Consider the following 19933-nt stretch of genomic DNA (forward strand, 5'->3'; position numbering starts at 1 on the left):
GTGCTTCAGCTGACCGACGTGACCTTCCGCCGCGAGGGCAAGCAGATCATCGACGGCATCTCGCTCACCGTGCGCGCGGGCGAACACTGGGCACTGCTCGGCCCCAACGGCGCGGGCAAGAGCACCCTGCTCGGCTTCTGCGGCGCAGTCACCTTCCCGACCTCGGGCGCGGTGCGCATCTTCGGCGAGCGGATGGGGCGGGTCGAACTGGCCGCGCTGCGCCACGCCATCGGTCACGTCAACCCGCGGCACCCGCTGCGCTCCCCGCTCACCGTCCGCGAGGTCGTGCTCACCGGCCTCACCGCGACCATCGACACCCCGATGCGCTGGACGCCCACCGCCGAGCAGGTGCGCAGGGCGGACGCCATGATCGAGTCGGTCGGTCTGAAGGGCAAGGGGGACAACAGCTGGCCGACGCTTTCACAGGGCGAACGCGGGCGCACGCTCATCGCCCGCGCGCTCGTCGCCGAACCCCGGCTGCTGCTGTTCGACGAGCCGACCACCGGTCTCGACGTGGCCGCGCGCGAACAACTGCTCGAGACGATCGACAACCTCGACCGCACCCATCCGGAGGTCGCGTCGGTCCTGGTCACCCACCACCTCGAGGAACTGCCGACCAGCACGACCCACGCCCTGCTCATCGCCGAGGGCCGCACCGTCGCGACGGGCCCCGCCCGCGAGACGCTGACCACCGCCAATGTGTCCGCGGCGTTCGACCACCCCGTCGAGGTCGCCTACGACCGCGGGCGCTGGACCGCGCGGGCGAAGGTGGATGCGTTGCACACGTTCACGCCCTGACCGATCACCGCGCCGAACGCGCTCGTCCCTGCGCCAGGTCCGTCATCGTCGTGACGACCAGCCGGGTCGCGTGATCGACCAACTGCGGCATGCCGACGGCGAGCCTGCCGTCGGCCCAGTCGAGGACGAGACAGACGAGAGCGCCCGACAGTGCGCTCGCCGTCATCGCGAGTTCGGCGGGATCCGGTCGCGCGGCGTCGGCGTCCAACAACTCGAAGACGGCGGCGACGGCGGCGGCCAGATGCTCGGGAACGACTTCGGCCTGCCGGTTCCTGAGCACCTCGTTGGCGAGCGGCTCGCGCAGCAAGATCCTGATGCGTCGCGGGTCGGCCGCGAAGAACTCGGCGGCCGCTCCGACGGCGGCAGCGACCGCTGCGGCGAGATCGGCACGTTGCGCGTTCGCGAACATCGCGGCGGCCAGCTCGGCGTCACATCGGTCATAGACGGCGGTCGTCAACTCGTCTGTGTCGGTGAAACTTTCGTAGAAGTAGCGCGGGCTCAGCCCCGCGTGCCTGCACACCGCGCGAACGGTCACACCCGACGTGCCTTCGGTGCCCAAAAGCTCGAATCCGGCTCGCAACAGCTGCGCATGCCGTTCGCGCGCACGATCGGTCAGCGTCTGGCCGCGCCACACCTTCGCGCGGGCCGATTCGCGCGGGACATCCTCCATACCGCCGCACACCTCCTCTCGGACACCAACAGGAAACGGTTGATTCTAGAACGGGCACAAAGGTACGGTGACACGAGAAACGATCGTTTCTAGTTAGTGCGATCGGCGCACGCCCCGGAGGAGCTCCGATGTTCGATGAAGCGCTGTTCCAGGAAGCACTCGCCCAGCCCCGACTGCGGCAACCGGTGCCCGAGTTCCTGAGCGGCAATCGCGGGGGCGGCCGGGTCCGGGTGCTCGGTGAGGACGAGCTCAACGCCATGACTCGCCGATGGTTCGAGGATTTCGATCGCAAGGTCGCCCATTACCGGACCCTTGGAATCGACATCGGCTGGACCGTCGAATGGGCCAAGAAGTACTGGTGGAGCTGGCTGATGCGCGATATGTCGCTCAACCACGAGTTGTACACGGCGGACGTGCGATACAAGGATCCGACGACGTTCGGTCGGACGCTGGTCGGGCAAGAGGAGTTCGTGAAGTACAACTTCGCGTTCTTCGACGCCCTCCCCGACTGGCGATACGATCCACTTCCCGGCCAGGTCTACGTCGATCTCACGCCGGAGGGCGGAACGCGGATCATCGTCCGCTACCTGGGCAGCGGACATTTCGACGGAAGTCTGCGTTTCTACCCCTACGACGACACCGCCCCCGCGATCCACGGCAACGGCACCTTCGTGCAGTGCGCAGCCGTGGACCGGTATCACTTCGACGCCGCGGGTCTGATGACCGAGGGCGAGACGCTGTTCGACCTGCTCGACGCACTGCAATCCGGTGGGATCGTCCCCGGCGGGGACAGCTGGCAGTTCCACGCCTTGGCGCGAGCCAGCCGCGGAGCGGCAGCGCTGAACGCTCTTCGCCGCCGCATTCCGTTCACTCGGGCCCGGTGACCGTCCGCCGCGCTTCGGCCTCGGCCAGCTCGCGCAGCGTGAGCAGTTGCTTGCGGGTCATGAAGACGTCGCCGAAGGCGAGCAGCTGGTCGACGATCGGCGGCGTACCGAAACGCGCGCGGACCACGAGCCGAGTGCCCGCACCCTCCGGGCGCACGGCGTAGGTGACGACGATCCGTCCGGAGACGAGCGTGATGTGGCGGCCGAGGACGAACGAGTCGAGCCGGAAGACCGACATGAACTCTTGGCCGACCTCGAGTTCGGTGAGGTGCGGGTCGCGCACCCGCGGACTGCGGCGCCCCCAGTTGTCCAGCAGGTCGTAACTGTATGGGGCGACCCGCAATTGGCACAGCCAGCTGTACACCACCGTCGGCGGCGCGGCGATGCTGATCGCCCGATCCGCCTGCAGCCCGGCGGGTTCCAGCTCGTCGCAGGGCAGCGCGTCGTCGACTTCGGCTTCGGTTGCGCCCCAGCGCGTTCCGCGGATCATGCGGCGGCCGCGATTCGGCCGAGCATGCGCCGCACCAGGAACGCGTGACCACCGCTGCCGACGACCAGCGCGCGATAGATCTTGCCGTGCAGACCAGGGAAATCCCCTCGGCTCGTGGCCAGGACCCTGGTTCGGCTCTGCCCCTGGTCCTCGAGTTCGAAGATCAGCTCGTAACGGGAGAACCAGTGCTGCCCGCTCATCGCGAGCCTGGCCGGTTCGTCGGCGGCATCCAGGACGAATCCGGCGGGCACGCTGGCGGGATCGTGAGGGTCCTTGCACATGACTTTCAGCAGCGCTTTCCAGGTCCGGTCGCGATTCGCGTCGACTTCTCTGGCATGCTGGTCGATATAGGACAATCGCTCCATATAGAAGGAACGTACTAGTAGATGGCGCCACCCCGCAAGCACGACACCGATGTGATCCTCGACGCAGCACGCGCTCTGGTGCTCGCCGACGGCCCCCGCGCGGCGAGCGTGGCGGCCATCGCCAAGGCCAGCGGCGCGCCGGTGGGCACGCTGTACCACCGCTTCGGCAACCGCAACGGCGTGCTCACCGCGGTCTGGTTTCGCTCGCTGGATCGCTTCCAGCAGCGAACCCTGGCGGCCGCGAACCACGCCGATGCCGTCGAGGCCGGTGTCGCCATGGCCGGTGCGGCCATCCGCTTCGGTCGTGAGCTGCCCGAGGACGCCCGGCTGCTACTCGAGCTGCGCCCGCGCGACCTGCTCGACGGCGGCCCGGACGACGAGTTCCACGCCCGGCTCGAGGCGATGAACGCCCGGTTGTTCGAGCAACTGCGCCGCATCACCCGCGAATTGCTCGGCGCGGACGGGCACCGGGAGATCGACGCGGTCAGCCGCGCGGTCGTCGACCTGCCCTACGCCGCGCTGCGCAGGCACGCGCACGCCCCAGCGCTGCCGGACTGGCTGGACGCCGACCTGACCGCGGCCGCCCGCACCCTGCTCGAGTCGTACCGCCGCTGACGGGCGGTCTGCTCAGTTCCCCGCGACCAGCGCGGGAGTCAGTTCGTCGAGCCCGTCGATGACCTGATCGGCCAGCGCCCGCGCGTCGGGATCGAGGGGATACTCCGGGCGCGGCGCGGCGATCACCCGCATGCCCGCGGCGTGCGCGGCGCGCAGCCCGTTGCTCGAATCCTCCACGGCCGCACAGTCGGTCGACTTCTTGCGCAGGAATCCGGCCACCGCGACGTACACGTCAGGCGCGGGTTTGCCGCGGTCGACCTCCTCGGTGGAGAACGTCACGTCGAAGAACTCGATCAGCCCCGTGCGCCCGAGCACGGTGTCGATCAGCGTCCTCGGCGAGGAGCTGGCGACCCCGAGCGGCCAGTTCTCGCTCATCCGCTGCACCGCGGCGACCGCTCCTGGCAGCAGCGGGACGCTGCGGTCGTACTGCGCGGCCATCCGTTCGATGACGTCGTCGGCCACGCGTTCGGGCGGCTCGCCGACCCCGAGCTCGCCGCTGAGGTACTCCGACCACTCCCCCGTGCTCATGCCCATCAGTCGCTTCTGCGTGTCCGGTAGCCAGCGACCGCCCTTCTCGGCGACGTACTCGCGCCGCACCCGCTCCCAGACCGGCTCGGAATCGATCAGCACGCCGTCCATGTCGAACACGACTGCCGTAATACGCATCGGTGCAACGCCTTTCGCCGTTCGCGAGAGCACGACCGCCGGGCGGTCACGGACCGGCGGCGCCGAGCTCGCGTGGTGTATTCGGTAGACCTGATGGGTGATCGGGTACCCAGCGTAGGGGCAGCGGATTCCGGTCATGGCCGGGGGCCGCCGGAACCGGACCGCCCGCGCGACCGCCCCCGCCGCGGGAGCATCCGACGGGCAACCGATAACTTGTTCTCATGAACGAACAGCGGGCCGGCGACGCGCTACCGGGCGACCGGCTACCGACCGAAGAGCACCACGAGGGCGGATTCCGGCCGATGACCGAGCTGATCGACGCCGCGACCCAGGACGTCGACATCTCCCGCGGCGGGCCGCACTACGGCGCCTTCATCGAGCAGGTGCGCGGTCTGATGGACCGGGCGCGGCTGTCGTCGCCGTCCGACGAGCTGGCTCTGGAGACCATCGCCATCCTCAAGGAGCTCAACGACAAGCTCGACGCCGCCGTCGTCGACGAGTGGTCCGCACCGACCTGGACACGGGTCGACCTGCCCGCCCGCGGGAACATCACGCTGCCGCCCTTCGTGGTGGACCGGGCCGACCGCGACGGCGTGGAGGCTCGCATCACCTTCCGCACCTATCACCTCGGCGGCAACCGGGCGGCGCACGGCGGCCAGATCGCGATCGGCTTCGACGACCTGCTCGGCATGGCGGCCGCGGTGCACGCGGGCGCGGTCACCCGCACCGCCTCGCTCACCGTCGACTACCGCTCGATCACCCCGTTGAACACCGAGCTGCGGCTGCACGCGTGGGCCGAGCGCAAGGAGGGCCGCAAAGTCTACGTCCGCGCCACCCTGCACGACGGCGACCGCCTGTGCGCGGAGGCCAACGGCCTGTTCATCGTCCTGAAGCCGGGCCAGCAGTAACGGCCGGTCACTTCGTGGCACCCGCGAACCGGTAGTTGGCCGGGTCCGGCGCGCGCGCCATGAGCGCGCGGTGGCGGGCTGGTGTCCACGGCCAGAGTTCCGGGTTGCCGTCCTTGCCGAGGTACCAGCTCTGGCAGCCGGTGGCCCACACCGTCTTGGGCAGTGCCGCACGTAGCTGCGCGTAGTAGCGCTCGGTGGCGGCCTCGGTCGGTTCGACGGTGTCGAACTCGCCCACCCGCCACCGGCGGATCCAGCCGAGGATGTGCTCGGCCTGGGTCTCCGCGATGAGGGTGAGCGGGTAGTTGCCGACCGGGCTGTGCGGTCCGATCAGCAGGAACATGTTCGGAAAGCCGGGCAGCGCAACGGTTTCGAACGCCCGAGGGCCGTCCGCCCAGGCCTGCTCCAGCGTCCGGCCGTCCACGCCGACGATGCCCATCGGCCGCATGAACGCGTGCGCGTCGAAGCCGGTCGCCAGCACCAGCACGTCCAGGTCGTGCACGCGGCCGTCGGCCGTCACGACACCGCGCGGCACGAGGTGATCAACCGCGCTGGTCACCACCTCCACGTCGGGACGCTGCACCGCGCGATAGAAGCCACCGGAGATCACCAGCCGCTTGCACATCGGCTCGTACTCCGGCGTCAGCGCGGCGCGCAGGGCCGGGTCGCGCACCGAGCGCAGATTCGCCCGGCACAACCCGCCGACCAGCTTCCGCTTCGGCCCCGGTTCGGTGAGCGCGCCCATCAGGAACTCGAAGATCCGGTGGGTGACGGCGTAGCCGAGCTCGTCGAGCACCGGGTAGCGGCGGTGCGCGGCGCGGGTGAGCCTGGAGTAGCGGCCGTTCGGCAGCGGGGCGACCCACTGCGCCGTGCGCTGGAACATGGTCAGGGGCTTCGCTTTTCCGGCCAGATCGGTCACGATCTGCACGCCCGTGGAGCCGGTGCCGAGCACGCCGACGCGCTTGCCGGTCAGCTCGACGCTGTGGTCCCAGCGCGCGGAGTGGAAGGCCGCGCCCGCGAAGTCGGCCAAGCCGGGGAGGTCCGGCGTGCGGGGGTGGTGCAGGATGCCGGTGGCGCACAGCACGAAGTCGTAGCGCTCCCGCTCCCCCCGCACGGTTGTCACAGTCCATCGCCCGTTCTCGAACTCCGCACCGCAGACCTCCGCGCCGAACCGTGTCCTACCCGGCAGCCCGAACTCGTGCGCCACCCGCGTGAAGTACTCCTCGATCTCGGCACCCGGCGCGAAGAACTGCGACCAATCGGGATTCTTCGCGAAGCGGAACTGGTAGAACCGCGACGGCACATCGCAGGTCAACCCGGGATAGGTGTTCTCACGCCAGGTACCGCCGAACCGGTCCGACTTCTCGAAGATCGTCACCTCGCGAAAACCCCCGCGCAGCAACGTGATCGCCATACAGATGCCCGACATCCCCGCACCGATCACCGCGATCGCGGGCTCCCGGTTCGCACTCATGGTTCGGCTCTCCGTTCAGCGGGACGGCACCGGGAACGGGCAGAAGCGGGGCGCCGCCACGCCACAATCGGGGCGCTCTCCGCCGTGTGCACGCCCATCGACAGCCCGGCCCCGCCCGGCACCCACGCCGAACGCCACCGGACGATGTCGTCGGCGAGAGCAAGGCGTCGCGGCGTCGCTGCCATAACTCAACGCTATGACGCGCGGCGGCCCTGCGGAAGGTCTCGCGGCGAAGCCGTGCGAGAAGTGCCGAACTCGGATTCCGGTCGTCAGTGTCGAGGGTGGAGCAGCTGTTCAGCGATGGCTTGCACGCGAGCGAGAGTGATGCCTGTTCGCTGTTCCACGGCCAACGGGTGGTCGGTGGGTTCCAGCTCCACCGTCGGACGAACACCGACGGGCTGGCTGTGCATCTTGGTCTTCAAGTTCAGGGTCGTCGGTTCGTAGGTGGGCAGTTCGGTGGACAGCCAGCCGAAATACGGTGGCTCCTGCACTCGCTCCGGACTGGTCCACAGCTCCGTCGCACGGTCGAAGTTGGACTTGCTCGATGAAACCCACACTTCCCACTCGAAGTCGTTCTCCGCGTCCACGATCGGCAGGACCAGGCGAGCCCGGATGAAGAAGTGTTCCCCGCCGATGACGCAGTGCTCGCCATCGAGGACGTTGCCCGGGCTGCCTTCGAGGTCCTCGTTCCAGTAGGCGGGCGCGACCGTGCCATAGCCGAATGGCAGTCCGTCGTGTTCCTGTCCGCAGCACGAGCAGAGGAACCCCAGATCCGTTGACATGCCCGTCAGCATAGAAGCCGGGTCCTGAGCCTCCGGGCTCCGAGAACCGACACTCCCGCAAGACTCGGGATGCGGACCCGCGTCTCATCGGTGGCAGGTGGGGCATCGAGGCGGTACCGTCTTGGTACAGGTGACCGCGGATGACGGCATCACCCGAGGATTGCGCTCAGCGCAATCGTACGCCGGATGTCTTATCCAGAATGGAATCCGGGGTTCGAAGGTGAAAAGTGTTGCTTCGCAGCATGATTCGTAGGCCCGCTACCCCTTCCAGCCGAAATTGCATGCGGTGCAACTTGGCCGTCTGCGTCAGGTTCGCCGGTCGGCGGTGCCGCCGACCGGCGAAACCGCTCAGCGATCCGGGAAGTGCGCCGCCCGGTACTCGCCGAAACGTTCGTCGACCTGGTCCACCGTCAGGCCGAAATCGTCCAGCGAGTACCGATGCGACGGCCGTGCTGCCCCCGACGTGCTCTCCGTGTGCAGCGCGGCCATCGCCGCCTCGGCCTCCGTACTCAGTGGAATGTCGAAGTGCCGGTAGATCGAGCCCACCGTGCCGATCGGATCGGCCACGAAATCGTCGTAGTGGACGTCGACGAACTGAGCGGCGTTGTGCCGCTTACGGTCTTCCAGGAACCGCTGCGCGCCGCGCGCCCACAGATCCAGCTGCGTCCGGCCGACCACGGGACCGCGGAACTTCTCCGACCACCCCGCCGAGGCCTGCTCATTGAGGCTGCACACCGAGGCGATGATGGTGCGCGGGTCGCGGTGCATCTGGATGATCAGCGCGTCCGGGTAGACCTCGAAGATGGCGTCCAAGGCGAACAGGTGGCTCGGATTCTTCAGCACCCAGCGGCGATTCGCGTCCGGCAGACCGATCAGTTGCAGGTTGCGGCGGTGCCTGCGGTAGGCGTCGGTCCAGTCGCGACCGGCCAGCCATTCCGAATACCCCGGCAGGTAGGCGAGGCATTCGTAGGACACCGACATCGCCGACTGCCGAAGCAGCTGCCAGCACTCCTCCACCTGATCGGCCGAGATGTGGTGCACGCCCATGAATTCCGGATGCTCCACGTGGTGCTTCTCGAACGCCGCCTCGATGCGCTGGTACACCGGATTGTCGGCCCAGGTCTCGCGCGGCGGCCTCGGCTGCGGCATCTCGGTCAGCCACATCTCCAAGCCCTGGTGCGCCGGATCGGCATTGAGCAGCCGGTGCACGGCCGTGGTGCCCGAGCGCGGCAGCCCCGTGACGAAGATGGGCCGTTCGATCGCCACCTCCGCGTGTTCGGGGTGGCGCTGCCAGGCGTTCTCGCTGAGCAGCCTGGCGATCAGCGCGCCGCGCAGGAAGGCGCGGTTGACCTTGTTGCCGAACGGCGTCAGCTCCGCGTCCTCGGCGTAGGACTCCAGAAGTACTTGCAGCCCTTCGCGATAGGCGTCGTCGCCGAAGTCGTCGAGCCCGACGACCTTGGTGGCCGAGGCGTGCAGATCCTCGACGGTGCCGACGTCGTCCCTGCCGATCATGCTCTGCTCTCTCCTCATCAGTGGTGGTACTCGCCGCCGTTGACGTCCAGACACGCGCCGGTGATCGCGCGCGCCAGCGGCGAGGCGAAGAACACGACGGCGTCGGCGATCTCGTCGGGCTCGGGCAGCTTGCGCAGATCGATGGTCGAAGCGGTCTCGGCGTAGACCTCCTCCGGCGTGATGCCGCGCTGCTGGGCGAGGTAGTTGAAATACCACTTCAGGTTGTCGGCCCAGATGTAGCCCGGGGCCACCGAATTCACCCGGATGCCCTTGGGACCCAGCTCGGTCGCCAAGCTCTGGGCCAGCGCGAGCAGGCTGGATTTGGCCATCTTGTACGGGCCGAAGGTGCGGCGGGAGTGGCGCAGCACCGCCGAATTGATCATCACCACCGAGCCTTTCGTCTCGGTGAGCGCGGGCACGAACATCCGGGTCAGGCGCAGCGCGGCGAGCACGTTCGTCTCGAAACCCGCACGGACCTGATCGAGATCTACCTCGGCGAGATCCGCGAGCGGCGGAATCGCGAAGGCGTTGTTCACCAACGTGTCGACCCGGCCGAATGCGCTCGTCGCCGTCTCGACCAGGTTGGTCACCGCCGCTTCATCGTTGATGTCGGTGGGCACCACCACCGCGCGCCTGCCGATCTCGGCGATTTCCTTGGCGACCTCCGTCAGCCGCGATTCGGTGCGCGAGGCGAGGACCAAGTCCGCGCCCGCCTTGGCCGCCTGCACCGCGATGGCCTTGCCGAGCCCCGGCCCCACGCCGGAGACCACAACCACCTTGTCCTGCAACAACATCAGCCGAGCATCCTCTCCGCGACGGCGACCTGACGGGCCGCGATCCGTGCCTTCCACTCCTCGGGCGTCACCCGCGCCTGCTCGTAATACGGCAGGCGCGTGGACAATTCGTCGAACTCCACGATCTCCACGGTCGGACCGTCCTCGGGTTTGAGATCCCTGGACAGCCGCTGCCAGCGGAACTGGAGATAGCCCCTGGCGTGCCCGGTGCGCTCGATCCAGTTGGCCAGCCCGGGGTCGCGCTCGCTGACCACCAGCCGGATCATGCCGTCCGGATCGACGCGCGCCTGGTCGGCGGTGAGGCTGGTCTGGTGGTTGATGTAGTCCAGCGACAGGTACCACATGCTGCCCAGCTGGAAGCCCTGGTATGGCGCGTCCGACTTGGGCACCGTGATGATCATGACCTGGTCGTCGGTGAGTTCGTAGTGACCTGCGGAGGAGAACTGGGTGGTCAGGCCGCCGGGGGTCGACCGCGGTTCGGTCATCGTGTTCACCGGCAGGTTCAGATAGAACCACTCCGGGAAGGCCAGGAAGGTCTTCAGCCGCGACAGCAGCATCTTGCCCGCGATCCCGTAGCGCTTGGTCAGCAGATCCTTGGTCAGCGGCGGCGGCGCGGAGCCGATGGTGTCGACGCGCTGGATGCGCAGGGTGCCCGGCTTCTCGGTGGACCAGTCGCTGAACACCTCGCGCACCACAAGCATCGCGGAGTCGGGCGCGAGGTGGACGTAGCCGGGGCGGGCCTCGCCCGGTCCGAGCCGCAACTGGTAGGTGCCGTCTGGGGCGACGTCCAAGGCGCGGTCGTCGAAGGCGGTCTCGCTGTCGGGCACGTCGACCGGCGAGTAGTTGCCGTTGAGCACCTGGAAGCTCAGGTCCCGCGTGCTGCCGCGGGTGCCGGTCACCAGGTATTCCGCGTCCGGCCGCAGGTAGGAGTGGAAGTACAGGGTGTCCGGGTTGTCCAGGCCCATCTTGGTGTACGGGCCGGTCGACTGGACGAAGAACGGAAAGTCCCGCTCGTAGGCCCACGCCATCTGCAAGGCCGCGCGAATGCTGCCCGCCAGGTAGTCGTAGCCCTCGACCAGATCCTGTTCGGTCCTGATGTGTGGCGCTTCGGTGATGATCTGCTCGGCGGCGGCGATCGCGTCCGCGAACGGCTGGGTCAGCAAGAGGCTCTCCCGGGTGGTCCAAATATGTACCGCTCTGGTACATTTCGATACGAGCAAGATTAGAACGTGTTCTAGGAGTTGTCCATGGTCGCGCGCCGATCCGCCCCCACCGAACGGGTGGTCCAGCTGCTGGATTTCCTCGTCGAGCAGCGCGGCAAGCGCTTCGGACTCTCCGAGCTCGCCCGCGAACTGGGCATGGCCAAGCCCACCTGCCTGGGCATTCTCACCGAGCTGACCGCGGGCGGCTACCTGGTGCGCGACCCGCACACGCACGTCTACGGCCTCGGACCCGCGCTGATCGCGGCGGGCCGGGTCGCCCAGGACAGCTTCGCGATATCGGCCATCGCCCGCGGTGAGCTGGCCGAACTCAGCGCCAGGTATCGCACGACCTGCACCGCGTCGGCCGTGGTCGGGGACCGGATCTCGGTACTGGAGAGCACGGGGCCCGGGATGGTGAAGATGGGCGCGTCGTACCACTTCGCGCCGCCAGTCGGCCTGATGTACGTGCTGTGGGACACCGACGCCGCGTTCGACGCGTGGCTGGCCACCCCGCCCACCGTTCCGCTCCAGCAGGACGAGGCGCGGTTGCGCCAGGTGGTCGCCGAATGCCGCGAGCGCGGCTACCTGGTGGAGAGCCTCACCGCGGCGGGGCGGCGGCTGTACTCGCTGCTGGCCGGTGTCGCCGCCCGCGATCTGCCCGACGAGCTGCGTGAACTGGTCGGCGAGCTGGTCACCAGCCTCGGCGAGCGGGTGTACCTCGGCGCCGATCTGCGACCGCGCAAGGAGCACCCGGTGAGCCTGCTCGCCGCGCCCACCTACGGCGGCGACGGCAGGCAGAACATGGTGCTCACGATGTACGTCGGTGCGTCCATCACGGGAGCCGAGATCGCCCGTCGCGGAGCGGCTTTGGTGGCCGCGGCGGACGCGGTGACGAGCGCGTCGGGCGGCCGCAAACCGGTCGAAAGCGCCGGCGCCGAGCGAACCTCGTCGCGATCGCCCCGTTGACCACGCACCGAAACGTGTTCTAGTTTTGGGGCGTGAGCCAGTACGCGAAGTCGACGGCGAGCACCTACGAGCTGCCCCATCTGGACGCGCTCGAGGCCGAGTCGGCGCACATATTCCGTGAAGTGGCAGCCACCTTCGAACGACCGGTGCTGCTCTTCTCCGGCGGCAAGGATTCGGTGGTGATGCTGCACCTGGCGGCCAAGGCCTTCTGGCCCGCGCCGCTGCCGTTCCCGGTGCTACATATCGACACCGGGCACAACTTCGACGAGGTCATCGAGTTCCGCGACCGCACCGTCCAGCGCCTCGGTCTGCGGCTGATGTTCGGCCGGGTGCAGGACGACATCGACGCGGGCCGGGTCGTGGAGGACACCGGCCCGCGCGCCTCGCGCAACCGGCTACAGACCGGCACCCTGCTGCGCAGCATCCGCGAAGGGCGCTTCGACGCGGTCTTCGGCGGCGCCCGCCGCGACGAGGAGAAGGCACGCGCCAAGGAGCGGGTGTTCAGTTTCCGCGACGAATACGGCCAGTGGGATCCGCGCGCCCAGCGTCCCGAGCTGTGGAATCTGTACAACGGCAGGCACCGTCCCGGCGAGCACATCCGGGTGTTCCCGCTCTCGAACTGGACCGAGCTCGACATCTGGAGCTACATCGCGGCCGAGCGGATCGAATTGCCTTCGCTGTACTACGCGCACCGCAGGCCCGTCGTGCAGCGCGACGGAATGTTGTTGGCGCACACCAGGTTCCTGCGCCTGCTCGACGGCGAACAGCCCTACGAGACGACCGTGCGCTTCCGCACCGTCGGCGACGCGACGTGCACCGGATGCGTGGAGTCCACCGCCGCGACCCCCGAAGAGGTGGTCACCGAAGTGGCCGCCGCGCGCGTCACCGAACGCGGCGCCACCCGCGCCGACGACCGCATCTCCGAGGCGGGCATGGAAGATCGCAAACGAGAAGGGTACTTCTGATGGCCACCACCCTGCTGCGTCTCGCCACCGCGGGCAGCGTCGACGACGGCAAGTCGACACTGATCGGCCGTCTGCTCTACGACTCCAAGACGATCTTCACCGATCAGCTCGCCGCCGTGGAACGCACCAGCCGCGAGCGTGGCGACGAGTACCCGGACCTCGCGCTGCTCACCGACGGCCTGCGCGCGGAGCGCGAACAGGGCATCACCATCGACGTCGCGCACCGCTACTTCGCTACGCCCAGGCGCAAATTCATCATCGCCGACACCCCTGGCCACATCCAGTACACCCGCAACATGGTGACCGGGGCGTCCACCGCCGATGTCGCGCTCATCCTGGTCGACGCGCGCAAGGGCATCGTCGAGCAGACCCGCCGCCACGCCTTCCTCGCCAGCCTGCTCGGTATCCCGCACCTGGTGTTGTGCGTCAACAAGATGGATCTGGTCGGCTGGTCCCAGGAGCGCTTCACCGAGATCCGCGAGGAATTCGCCGGTTTCGCCACCAAGCTCGAGGTCGCCGACCTGTCCTTCATCCCGGTCTCGGCGCTGCAAGGCGACAACATCGTGCACCGGGGCGCGAGCATGCCCTGGTACGAGGGCACTCCCCTGCTGCATCACCTGGAGGACCTGCACATCGCCTCCGACCGCAACCTCATCGACGCCCGCTTCCCCGTGCAGTACGTGACCCGCAACCACGCCCAGGATTTCCGCGGCTACGCGGGCACCGTCGCGGGCGGGGTGTTCAAGCCCGGCGACGAAGTGGCCGTGCTGCCTTCGGGTTTCACCACCACGGTCGCGGCGATCTGGGGTCCCGGCGGCGTCGCGGTGGCCGAAGCCTTTCCGCCGCAGGCGGTCACCATGCAGCTCGCCGACGAGATCGACATCTCCCGCGGCGATCTGATCTGCCGCCCCGCCAATCGCCCGCTGGTCGGCCGCGACATCGACGCGATGGTGTGCTGGTTCGCCGAGGACTCCGCGCTGACACCAGGCGCCACGTACACCGTCCGCCACACCACCCGCGCCGCGACCGCCGAGGTCCGCAGCCTGGACTACCGGCTCGACGTCAACACCCTGCACCGCGACGAGCGCGCGGAATCGTTGTCGCTCAACGAGATCGGACGCATTCAGCTGCGCACCAGACAACCGCTGCTTTTCGACCCCTACCGGCGCAACCGGTCCACCGGCAGCTTCATCCTGGTGGACGAGGCGACGAACAACACGGTCGCCGCGGGCATGATCACCGGCGCGACGCTGCCCGCCTCGCGGGTGGTCTGGCACTCGACGGCGGTGGAACGCGACGAACGCGCGACCCGCGGCGCGACGGTCTGGCTGACGGGGCTGTCCGGATCCGGAAAGTCCACGGTCGCCGTCGAATTGGAGCGCCGGCTGGTGGCATCGGGGCGTCCCGCCTTCCTGCTGGACGGCGACAACCTGCGCCACGGCTTGAACGCCGATCTCGGTTTCTCCGCCGAGGATCGGGTCGAGAACATCCGCCGCGTCGGCGAGGTGGCCCGGCTGTTCGCCGAAGCCGGTGTGGTGGCGGTGGTTTCGCTGATCAGCCCGTATCGCGCCGACCGCGACCGGGTGCGCGCCGCGCACGAGTCGGCGGGTATCCCGTTCGTCGAGGTGTTCGTCGACACCCCGCTGGAGATCTGCGAGGCGCGCGATCCCAAGGGGATGTACGCCAAGGCGCGTGCGGGTGAGATCCGCGGCTTCACCGGCATCGACGACCCGTACGAGGCGCCCATGGCACCGGATCTGGCGCTGCGTCCCACCGACGGTGACCCGGCCGCCATGGCCGCGACCGTGCTCGCCCTGCTGGACACTCTGGACTGACCATGATCACCGATGCCCGTCTCGCCGCCGATCTCGCCGACCGTGCGGGAAGCCTGCTGTGTGCCCTGCGTGGGGAAGGCCTGCCCGATCTCGGGAAGCGCGGCGACGCGCTGTCCAACGACTTCCTGCTCGCCGAACTGGCCGCGGCCCGGCCCGGAGACGCGGTGCTCTCCGAGGAATCCGCGGACGACCCGCGCAGGCTCACCGCCGACCGGGTGTGGATCATCGACCCGCTCGACGGCACCCGCGAATACGCCATGCCCGGCCGCTCGGACTGGGCCGTGCACGTCGCGCTGTGGGAGCGCGATCGCGGCATCACCGCCGCGGCGGTCGCGCAGCCCGCGCTGGGCAAGGTGCACGTCAGCGACCGACCGAGCTCGAAGGACCCCGACCGGGACGAGCCGCGGCTACTGGTGAGCGACTCGCGACCGCCCGCGTGGGCGCGCGCGGTGGCCGACGCCGTCGGGGCGACGCTGGTCCCGATGGGTTCGGCGGGGGCCAAGGCGATGGCGGTGGTGCGCGGGGAAGCCGACGCCTACCTGCACGCCGGTGGCCAGTACGAATGGGATTCCGCCGCGCCCGTCGGCGTCGCGCTGGCCGCCGGCCTGCACGCCTCGCGCGTCGACGGCAGCCCGCTGGAGTACAACCGCCCGCGGCCCTATCTGCCGGATCTGCTGATCTGCCGGGCCGCGTGGCGCACCACGCTCCTCGACGCGGTAGCGGTCGCCGCGGGTGGAGCGCGATAGCTGTCAATTCGCGACACGTTGGTAGTAACGTACCAAATATCCCCGGGCCGGTTCCGCGCCCCGGTAGTGACGTCGCGAGAGGATGGCCGTGCGCTCCAACCTGATCTCCCGCAGGGATCTCGACTTCCTGCTGTACGAATGGCTGCGGGTCGAGGAACTGACCGCGCTCCCCCGCTTCGCGGAGCATTCCAGGGAGACCTTCGACGGCTTCCTCGATCTGTGCGAGGACATCGCCACCCGGTATTTCGCGCCGCACAACAAGCGCAACGACAGCAACGAGCCCACCTTCGACGGGGAGCGGGTGACGATCATCCCCGAGGTCAAGGCGGCCGTCGAGGCGTTCACCAAGGCCAACCTCGTCGGCGCGGGCATGGACGAGGAGATCGGCGGGCTGCAACTGCCCGCCGCGGTGGAGGCCGCCGGGTTCAGCTGGTTTCAGGCCGCCAACGTCGGCACCACCGGCTACCTGTTCCTGACCGTCGGCAACGCCAACCTGCTCGCCGCGCACGGCTCCGCGGAGCAGATCGAGCGCTTCGTTCGCCCGATGGTGGAGGGCAGGTTCACCGGAACCATGTGCCTGTCCGAGCCGCATGCCGGATCGTCGCTGGCCGACATCGTGACCCGCGCCGAGCCGCAGGACGACGGCAGCTACCGGCTGTTCGGGTCGAAGATGTGGATCTCTGGCGGCGATCACGAGCTCACCGAGAACATCGTGCACCTGGTGCTTGCCAAGATCCCGGGCGGTCCGGCGGGCACCAAGGGCATCTCGCTGTTCGTCGTACCCAAGTTCCTGGTGCGCGAGGACGGCACGCTCGGCGAGCGCAACGACGTCGTGCTCGCGGGACTCAACCACAAGATGGGCTACCGAGGTACCACCAACACGGTGCTCAATTTCGGCGAGGGCGGGCACACGCCCGGCGGCGCTGCGGGCGCGGTGGGCTACCTGGTCGGCGAACCGCACCGCGGGCTGTCCTACATGTTCCACATGATGAACGAGGCGCGGCTCGGCGTCGGCCTCGGCGCCACCGCGCTCGGCTACACCGGCTACCTCAAGTCGGTGGAGTACGCCAGGCAGCGGCAGCAGGGCCGCGCGGTGACGGCCAAGGATCCCGCCGCGCCGCAGATCCCGATCATCGAGCACGCCGACGTGAAGCGAATGCTGTTGGCGCAGAAGGCTTATGTCGAAGGCGCGCTGGCGCTGTTGCTCTACTGCAACCGGCTGGTCGACCTGCGCCGCACCGCCGACGAGCAGACGGCTCGCGAGCACACGCTACTGCTGGAAATCCTGACCGGCGTCGCGAAGAGCTGGCCCTCGCAGTGGTGTCTCGAGGCCAACAGCCTGGCCATCCAGGTGCACGGCGGCTACGGCTACACCCGCGAGTACGACGTGGAGCAGCACTACCGCGACAACCGCCTCAACCCGATCCACGAGGGCACCCACGGCATCCAGGGCCTGGATCTGCTGGGCCGCAAGGTGATCCAGCATGAGGGCGCGTCGCTGCGCCTGCTCGGCGAACGCATCGCGGCGACCATCGAGGCGGCCACCGAAAAGGGCGGCGACGCCGAGGAATTCGCGGTCGAGCTCGACTCGTCCTGGCAGCGTCTGCTGCTCGTCACCGCTGGCATGTTCGCCGCGGGCGACCCGGCCGCCGCGATGGCGAACTCGACGATCTACCTGGAGGCGTTCGGCCACATCGTGGTCGCGTGGATCTGGCTCGAGCAGCTGGTGGCCGCGGCCGACCACGAGGGCGACTTCTACGAAGGCAAGCGCGCCGCGGCTCGCTACTTCTTCCGCTACGAGCTGCCCAAGACCGGTCCGCAGCTCGACCTGCTCGACGCGCTCGACCGCACCACGCTGGAAATGCGCGACGACTGGTTCTGAGCGCGCATTCGAATCCGCGTGATCGAAACCCGAACTCGGGAAACAGGGTGGCGCAATAGCCGTTAGCCGCCCTGTTTCCCCAGGCCTGGCGCCGCTGACGAAGAACGCCGCGCAACACTCCGCGTCGCGCAAACCGGTGCGCGAGGCGCTCGCCCTGCTCGAGGACGAGGGCATGATCGATCGCGCCCCCCAAGGTCGGCAGCCGGGTGGGGACCCACAAGTGCGGCCACCGCCTCGACTGCGGACGCGATGGCCGACGCGGATCCGAATCAACTCTGTCGCACCCGTGTTCGGCGAACTCGGTGCCCGCGTCTGCGCGGCGCCGATCCGGGGTCTATCGCGCGTCACGTTCGGCGACGATGGTGTCGAGCCGGGCGCCGAGGGCGGTGACTTGGTCGCGTAGGGCGGTCACCGTTTCGAGGGGGTAGCCGACCTCTTGCAGGACCGCGCCGATCATCTGCCTGGCCTGTTGTTCGAGGGCGAGGCTCGCCGGGGTGGCGTGGAGTTGTACCGCCCGGCGGTCGCGGGAGCTGCGGACGCTCTCGACCAGGCCGCGGGTTTGCAAGCGCTGCACGAGCGGGGAGACGGTGCCGTAGTCGAGACGGAGCCGGTCGGCGAGCTGCTTCATGGTGATGCCGGGGGTCTCCCAGAGCGCGAGCAGCGTCAGGTACTGCGGGTAGGTCACCCGCATGGCGTCGAGGTAGGGCCGGTAGGCCGCGGTCATCGAGCGCGAGGTCGAGTAGAGGGCAAAGCACAGTTGGGCCGCGAGCGAGAGCACGTCATCGGTGCCCGCGGCGGCGGCCTCGACCGCGCTGGGATGCGCTTCTTCGGGCATATTTGCACTGTACGCATCCCGACCGCACCGGGCGGGTCGTCGACGTTCTCGATCTGCGTTCGCGGACCGGCCGATTCACAGCATCGGTGTCATGGGCAGTGGCAAGGCGGTGTGCGAGCACAATCTTCCGGTCATCATCGATCCATCGCGGAAGAACGAAGGGGGCGCCCATGTGCGGCAGTAAGTTGACAGCGAGCGCGGTCGCGCGGATCCGGACCGCCGCCGAGAACGCCGAGGAATGCGAGCAGGGTGCGCGCTCGGCGGACGACCCCGATCAGTCGCGTTCGACTCCCTTGGTCCGACCTCGGTCCATGAAGCCGAACAAATAGCCCGCCACCCGCCGCATCTGGATCTCCTCCGCGCCTTCGGTGATCCGGTAACGGCGGTGGTGACGGTAGATGTGTTCGAAGGGTGTGTGCCGGGAATAGCCCATGCCGCCGTGGATCTGCATGGCGCGGTCGGCGGCCTCGCAGCACAATCTGTTCGCCCAGTAATTGCACATCGACACCTGCTCGGAGACCGCGAACGTGCCGTAGCGATCCATCGACCACGCTGTCTTGTGGATCAGCGCGCGCAGCATCTCGCATTGGGTGTGCAATTCGACGAGCGGAAACTGGATCGCTTGATTGCGCGCCAACGGCACACCGAAAGGCTTGCGCCGCTTGGCGTACTCGACCGACGCGTCGATGCAGTACTGGGCCGCACCCAAACTCGACGCCGCCTGCCGAATCCGGTTCTCGTTGAAGAAATGCTGCACGACGGCGAGCCCGCGCCCGACCGCACCGAACACCGCGCTGTCGGGCACCTCGACATCGGTCAGGCTCACGCGCGCGTGATCGGTCGGCATGTTGAACGTCCAGAGATACGCCTCGACCCGGAATCCGGGCGCCGCGGCCGGGACGAGAAAGGCAGTGATGCCCGCACTGTCGCCGGGTTCCCCCGAGGTGCGCGCGAAAATCAAATCCGCTGCCGCGGTATGGATTCCGGTGTTCCACGTCTTCTCACCATTGATCACCCACGTGTCACCGCGGCGCACCGCGACGGTCTCCATGTGCGTCGCGTCGGACCCGTGCTCGGGCTCGGTGATGCCGAAGGCGAACATCTTCGTGCCCGCCGCCAATTCCTCGACCCACTCGGCCTGCTGCGCGGGCGATCCGTATTCGAGCATCAGCAGCAGGCCGACGTTGTTGCCGACGATCGCGTGCTCGTTCTGCAGATCGCAGTGCAGCCCGAGCCCGCGGCGCGCCAAATGCTCACGGATGACAGCCATCCCGAGATTGGTGCCGTCCCGTCCGCCGTATCGGGCGGGAAACGGATAGCGGAAATGACCGGCCGCGTCGGCGCGGCGACGCGCCTCGGCCAGCAGCGCCTCCCACTCCACGTTGGGCAGCCCGCCCCGGTGCCAGTCGGTGCGCGCGTCCTCGCGGCGGTGGTCGAAGAAACGCATGTTGTCGTCGGCCTGTTCGAGCGGAACGATCTGCTCCTCGATGAACTCGTCGAGTTCGCGCAGGTAGCTTCGAAGTTCTTCGGGCAGTTCGAAATCCACG

General features: G+C 68.5%; 19 protein-coding genes and 1 pseudogene. 9 read left to right on the top strand and 11 right to left on the bottom strand.

Annotated features, from left to right (window positions below):
* Positions 1 to 798, top strand: coding sequence for an ABC transporter ATP-binding protein (locus NAM01S_RS03050; RefSeq protein ID WP_067778804.1), 798 nt, complete (start codon positions 1 to 3; stop codon positions 796 to 798).
* 4 nt (positions 799 to 802) lie between these two features.
* Here the strand turns inward: NAM01S_RS03050 and NAM01S_RS03055 are convergent, their stop codons facing one another.
* Positions 803 to 1468, bottom strand: a complete 666-nt coding sequence (locus NAM01S_RS03055) for a TetR/AcrR family transcriptional regulator (RefSeq protein WP_067778807.1) — start codon at positions 1466 to 1468, stop codon at positions 803 to 805.
* Between the two features lie 128 nt (positions 1469 to 1596).
* Between NAM01S_RS03055 and NAM01S_RS03060 the strand changes: the two genes are divergently transcribed.
* Complete coding sequence (locus NAM01S_RS03060) at positions 1597 to 2352, top strand: hypothetical protein (RefSeq protein ID WP_067778810.1); 756 nt, start codon at positions 1597 to 1599, stop codon at positions 2350 to 2352.
* Here NAM01S_RS03060 and NAM01S_RS03065 read toward each other — a convergent pair.
* Positions 2336 to 2842, bottom strand: coding sequence for a hypothetical protein (locus tag NAM01S_RS03065; protein ID WP_067778813.1), 507 nt, complete (start codon positions 2840 to 2842; stop codon positions 2336 to 2338). The two genes, NAM01S_RS03060 and NAM01S_RS03065, sit on opposite strands and share 17 nt — an antisense overlap.
* On the bottom strand, positions 2839 to 3207 hold the full coding sequence (locus tag NAM01S_RS03070) for a hypothetical protein (protein ID WP_067778816.1): 369 nt from the start codon (positions 3205 to 3207) through the stop codon (positions 2839 to 2841). The genes NAM01S_RS03065 and NAM01S_RS03070 overlap by 4 nt, the downstream gene beginning before the upstream one ends.
* Before the next feature lie 21 nt (positions 3208 to 3228).
* Here NAM01S_RS03070 and NAM01S_RS03075 point away from each other — a divergent pair, with 21 nt between their 5' ends.
* Positions 3229 to 3822 (top strand): TetR/AcrR family transcriptional regulator, encoded by a 594-nt coding sequence (locus NAM01S_RS03075; RefSeq protein WP_067778819.1) that lies wholly within the window; start codon positions 3229 to 3231, stop codon positions 3820 to 3822.
* Positions 3823 to 3834: 12 nt separating this feature from the next.
* Here NAM01S_RS03075 and NAM01S_RS03080 read toward each other — a convergent pair whose 3' ends face one another.
* Positions 3835 to 4488: an HAD family hydrolase gene (locus NAM01S_RS03080; protein WP_067779053.1), complete on the bottom strand. Its 654-nt coding sequence runs from the start codon at positions 4486 to 4488 to the stop codon at positions 3835 to 3837.
* Between the two features lie 221 nt (positions 4489 to 4709).
* Between NAM01S_RS03080 and NAM01S_RS03085 the strand changes: the two genes are divergently transcribed.
* On the top strand, positions 4710 to 5396 hold the full coding sequence (locus NAM01S_RS03085; protein WP_067778822.1) for a PaaI family thioesterase: 687 nt from the start codon (positions 4710 to 4712) through the stop codon (positions 5394 to 5396).
* Positions 5397 to 5403: 7 nt separating this feature from the next.
* Here NAM01S_RS03085 and NAM01S_RS03090 read toward each other — a convergent pair whose 3' ends face one another.
* The 5 genes from NAM01S_RS03090 to NAM01S_RS03110 form a co-directional block, all read right to left on the bottom strand.
* The gene (locus tag NAM01S_RS03090; RefSeq protein ID WP_067778825.1) at positions 5404 to 6867 is read right to left on the bottom strand and encodes a flavin-containing monooxygenase; all 1464 of its coding nucleotides are present in this window, start codon (positions 6865 to 6867) and stop codon (positions 5404 to 5406) included.
* A gap of 269 nt (positions 6868 to 7136) precedes the next feature.
* The gene (locus NAM01S_RS03095; protein ID WP_067779056.1) at positions 7137 to 7649 is read right to left on the bottom strand and encodes a DUF2199 domain-containing protein; all 513 of its coding nucleotides are present in this window, start codon (positions 7647 to 7649) and stop codon (positions 7137 to 7139) included.
* 348 nt (positions 7650 to 7997) lie between these two features.
* Positions 7998 to 9161 carry a sulfotransferase family protein gene (locus tag NAM01S_RS03100; protein WP_067778827.1) on the bottom strand — a complete coding sequence of 388 codons (1164 nt, stop codon included), beginning with the start codon at positions 9159 to 9161 and terminating at the stop codon, positions 7998 to 8000.
* A gap of 17 nt (positions 9162 to 9178) precedes the next feature.
* A complete protein-coding gene (locus NAM01S_RS03105; protein WP_067778830.1) occupies positions 9179 to 9955 on the bottom strand; it encodes an SDR family oxidoreductase in 777 nt (258 codons plus the stop codon).
* The gene (locus tag NAM01S_RS03110) at positions 9955 to 11118 is read right to left on the bottom strand and encodes a hypothetical protein (RefSeq protein WP_067778833.1); all 1164 of its coding nucleotides are present in this window, start codon (positions 11116 to 11118) and stop codon (positions 9955 to 9957) included. Before NAM01S_RS03110 ends, NAM01S_RS03105 begins: the two co-directional genes overlap by 1 nt.
* 84 nt (positions 11119 to 11202) lie before the next feature.
* Between NAM01S_RS03110 and NAM01S_RS03115 the strand changes: the two genes are divergently transcribed.
* The 5 genes and pseudogenes from NAM01S_RS03115 to NAM01S_RS03135 all read left to right on the top strand — a co-directional run bounded on the left by NAM01S_RS03115 (position 11203) and on the right by NAM01S_RS03135 (position 17551).
* Entirely contained in the window at positions 11203 to 12123 is a 921-nt protein-coding gene (locus tag NAM01S_RS03115; protein ID WP_067779059.1) for a helix-turn-helix domain-containing protein, read from the top strand.
* Between the two features lie 32 nt (positions 12124 to 12155).
* A complete protein-coding gene (gene cysD, locus NAM01S_RS03120) occupies positions 12156 to 13088 on the top strand; it encodes a sulfate adenylyltransferase subunit CysD (RefSeq protein WP_067778836.1) in 933 nt (310 codons plus the stop codon).
* Entirely contained in the window at positions 13088 to 14923 is a 1836-nt protein-coding gene (gene cysC / locus NAM01S_RS03125; protein ID WP_067778841.1) for an adenylyl-sulfate kinase, read from the top strand. Before cysD ends, cysC begins: the two co-directional genes overlap by 1 nt.
* Positions 14924 to 14925: 2 nt before the next feature.
* A pseudogene (locus tag NAM01S_RS03130) lies at positions 14926 to 15654 on the top strand (3'(2'),5'-bisphosphate nucleotidase CysQ); the annotation flags it as partial.
* 103 nt (positions 15655 to 15757) lie between these two features.
* A complete protein-coding gene (locus NAM01S_RS03135) occupies positions 15758 to 17551 on the top strand; it encodes an acyl-CoA dehydrogenase (RefSeq protein ID WP_067779062.1) in 1794 nt (597 codons plus the stop codon).
* A gap of 334 nt (positions 17552 to 17885) precedes the next feature.
* Here the strand turns inward: NAM01S_RS03135 and NAM01S_RS03140 are convergent, their stop codons facing one another.
* Positions 17886 to 18386, bottom strand: a complete 501-nt coding sequence (locus NAM01S_RS03140) for a MarR family winged helix-turn-helix transcriptional regulator (RefSeq protein WP_067778846.1) — start codon at positions 18384 to 18386, stop codon at positions 17886 to 17888.
* A gap of 274 nt (positions 18387 to 18660) precedes the next feature.
* A complete protein-coding gene (locus NAM01S_RS03145; protein ID WP_067778849.1) occupies positions 18661 to 19932 on the bottom strand; it encodes an acyl-CoA dehydrogenase family protein in 1272 nt (423 codons plus the stop codon).
* Position 19933: the final 1 nt, after the last annotated feature.

This window comes from Nocardia amikacinitolerans NBRC 108937 (assembly GCF_001612615.1).
In the GTDB taxonomy this organism is placed as follows: domain Bacteria; phylum Actinomycetota; class Actinomycetes; order Mycobacteriales; family Mycobacteriaceae; genus Nocardia; species Nocardia amikacinitolerans.

Excerpts from the sequence above, each read along its gene's own strand:
- NAM01S_RS03055 (WP_067778807.1), bottom strand. The coding sequence starts at position 1,468 with ATGGAGGATGTCCCGCGCGAATCGGCCCGCGCGAAGGTGTGGCGCGGC.
- NAM01S_RS03060 (WP_067778810.1), top strand. The coding sequence starts at position 1,597 with ATGTTCGATGAAGCGCTGTTCCAGGAAGCACTCGCCCAGCCCCGACTG.
- NAM01S_RS03065 (WP_067778813.1), bottom strand. The coding sequence starts at position 2,842 with ATGATCCGCGGAACGCGCTGGGGCGCAACCGAAGCCGAAGTCGACGAC.
- NAM01S_RS03070 (WP_067778816.1), bottom strand. The coding sequence starts at position 3,207 with ATGGAGCGATTGTCCTATATCGACCAGCATGCCAGAGAAGTCGACGCG.
- NAM01S_RS03075 (WP_067778819.1), top strand. The coding sequence starts at position 3,229 with ATGGCGCCACCCCGCAAGCACGACACCGATGTGATCCTCGACGCAGCA.
- NAM01S_RS03080 (WP_067779053.1), bottom strand. The coding sequence starts at position 4,488 with ATGCGTATTACGGCAGTCGTGTTCGACATGGACGGCGTGCTGATCGAT.
- NAM01S_RS03085 (WP_067778822.1), top strand. The coding sequence starts at position 4,710 with ATGAACGAACAGCGGGCCGGCGACGCGCTACCGGGCGACCGGCTACCG.
- NAM01S_RS03090 (WP_067778825.1), bottom strand. The coding sequence starts at position 6,867 with ATGAGTGCGAACCGGGAGCCCGCGATCGCGGTGATCGGTGCGGGGATG.
- NAM01S_RS03095 (WP_067779056.1), bottom strand. The coding sequence starts at position 7,649 with ATGTCAACGGATCTGGGGTTCCTCTGCTCGTGCTGCGGACAGGAACAC.
- NAM01S_RS03100 (WP_067778827.1), bottom strand. The coding sequence starts at position 9,161 with ATGATCGGCAGGGACGACGTCGGCACCGTCGAGGATCTGCACGCCTCG.
- NAM01S_RS03105 (WP_067778830.1), bottom strand. The coding sequence starts at position 9,955 with ATGTTGTTGCAGGACAAGGTGGTTGTGGTCTCCGGCGTGGGGCCGGGG.
- NAM01S_RS03115 (WP_067779059.1), top strand. The coding sequence starts at position 11,203 with ATGGTCGCGCGCCGATCCGCCCCCACCGAACGGGTGGTCCAGCTGCTG.
- cysC (WP_067778841.1), top strand. The coding sequence starts at position 13,088 with ATGGCCACCACCCTGCTGCGTCTCGCCACCGCGGGCAGCGTCGACGAC.
- NAM01S_RS03140 (WP_067778846.1), bottom strand. The coding sequence starts at position 18,386 with ATGCCCGAAGAAGCGCATCCCAGCGCGGTCGAGGCCGCCGCCGCGGGC.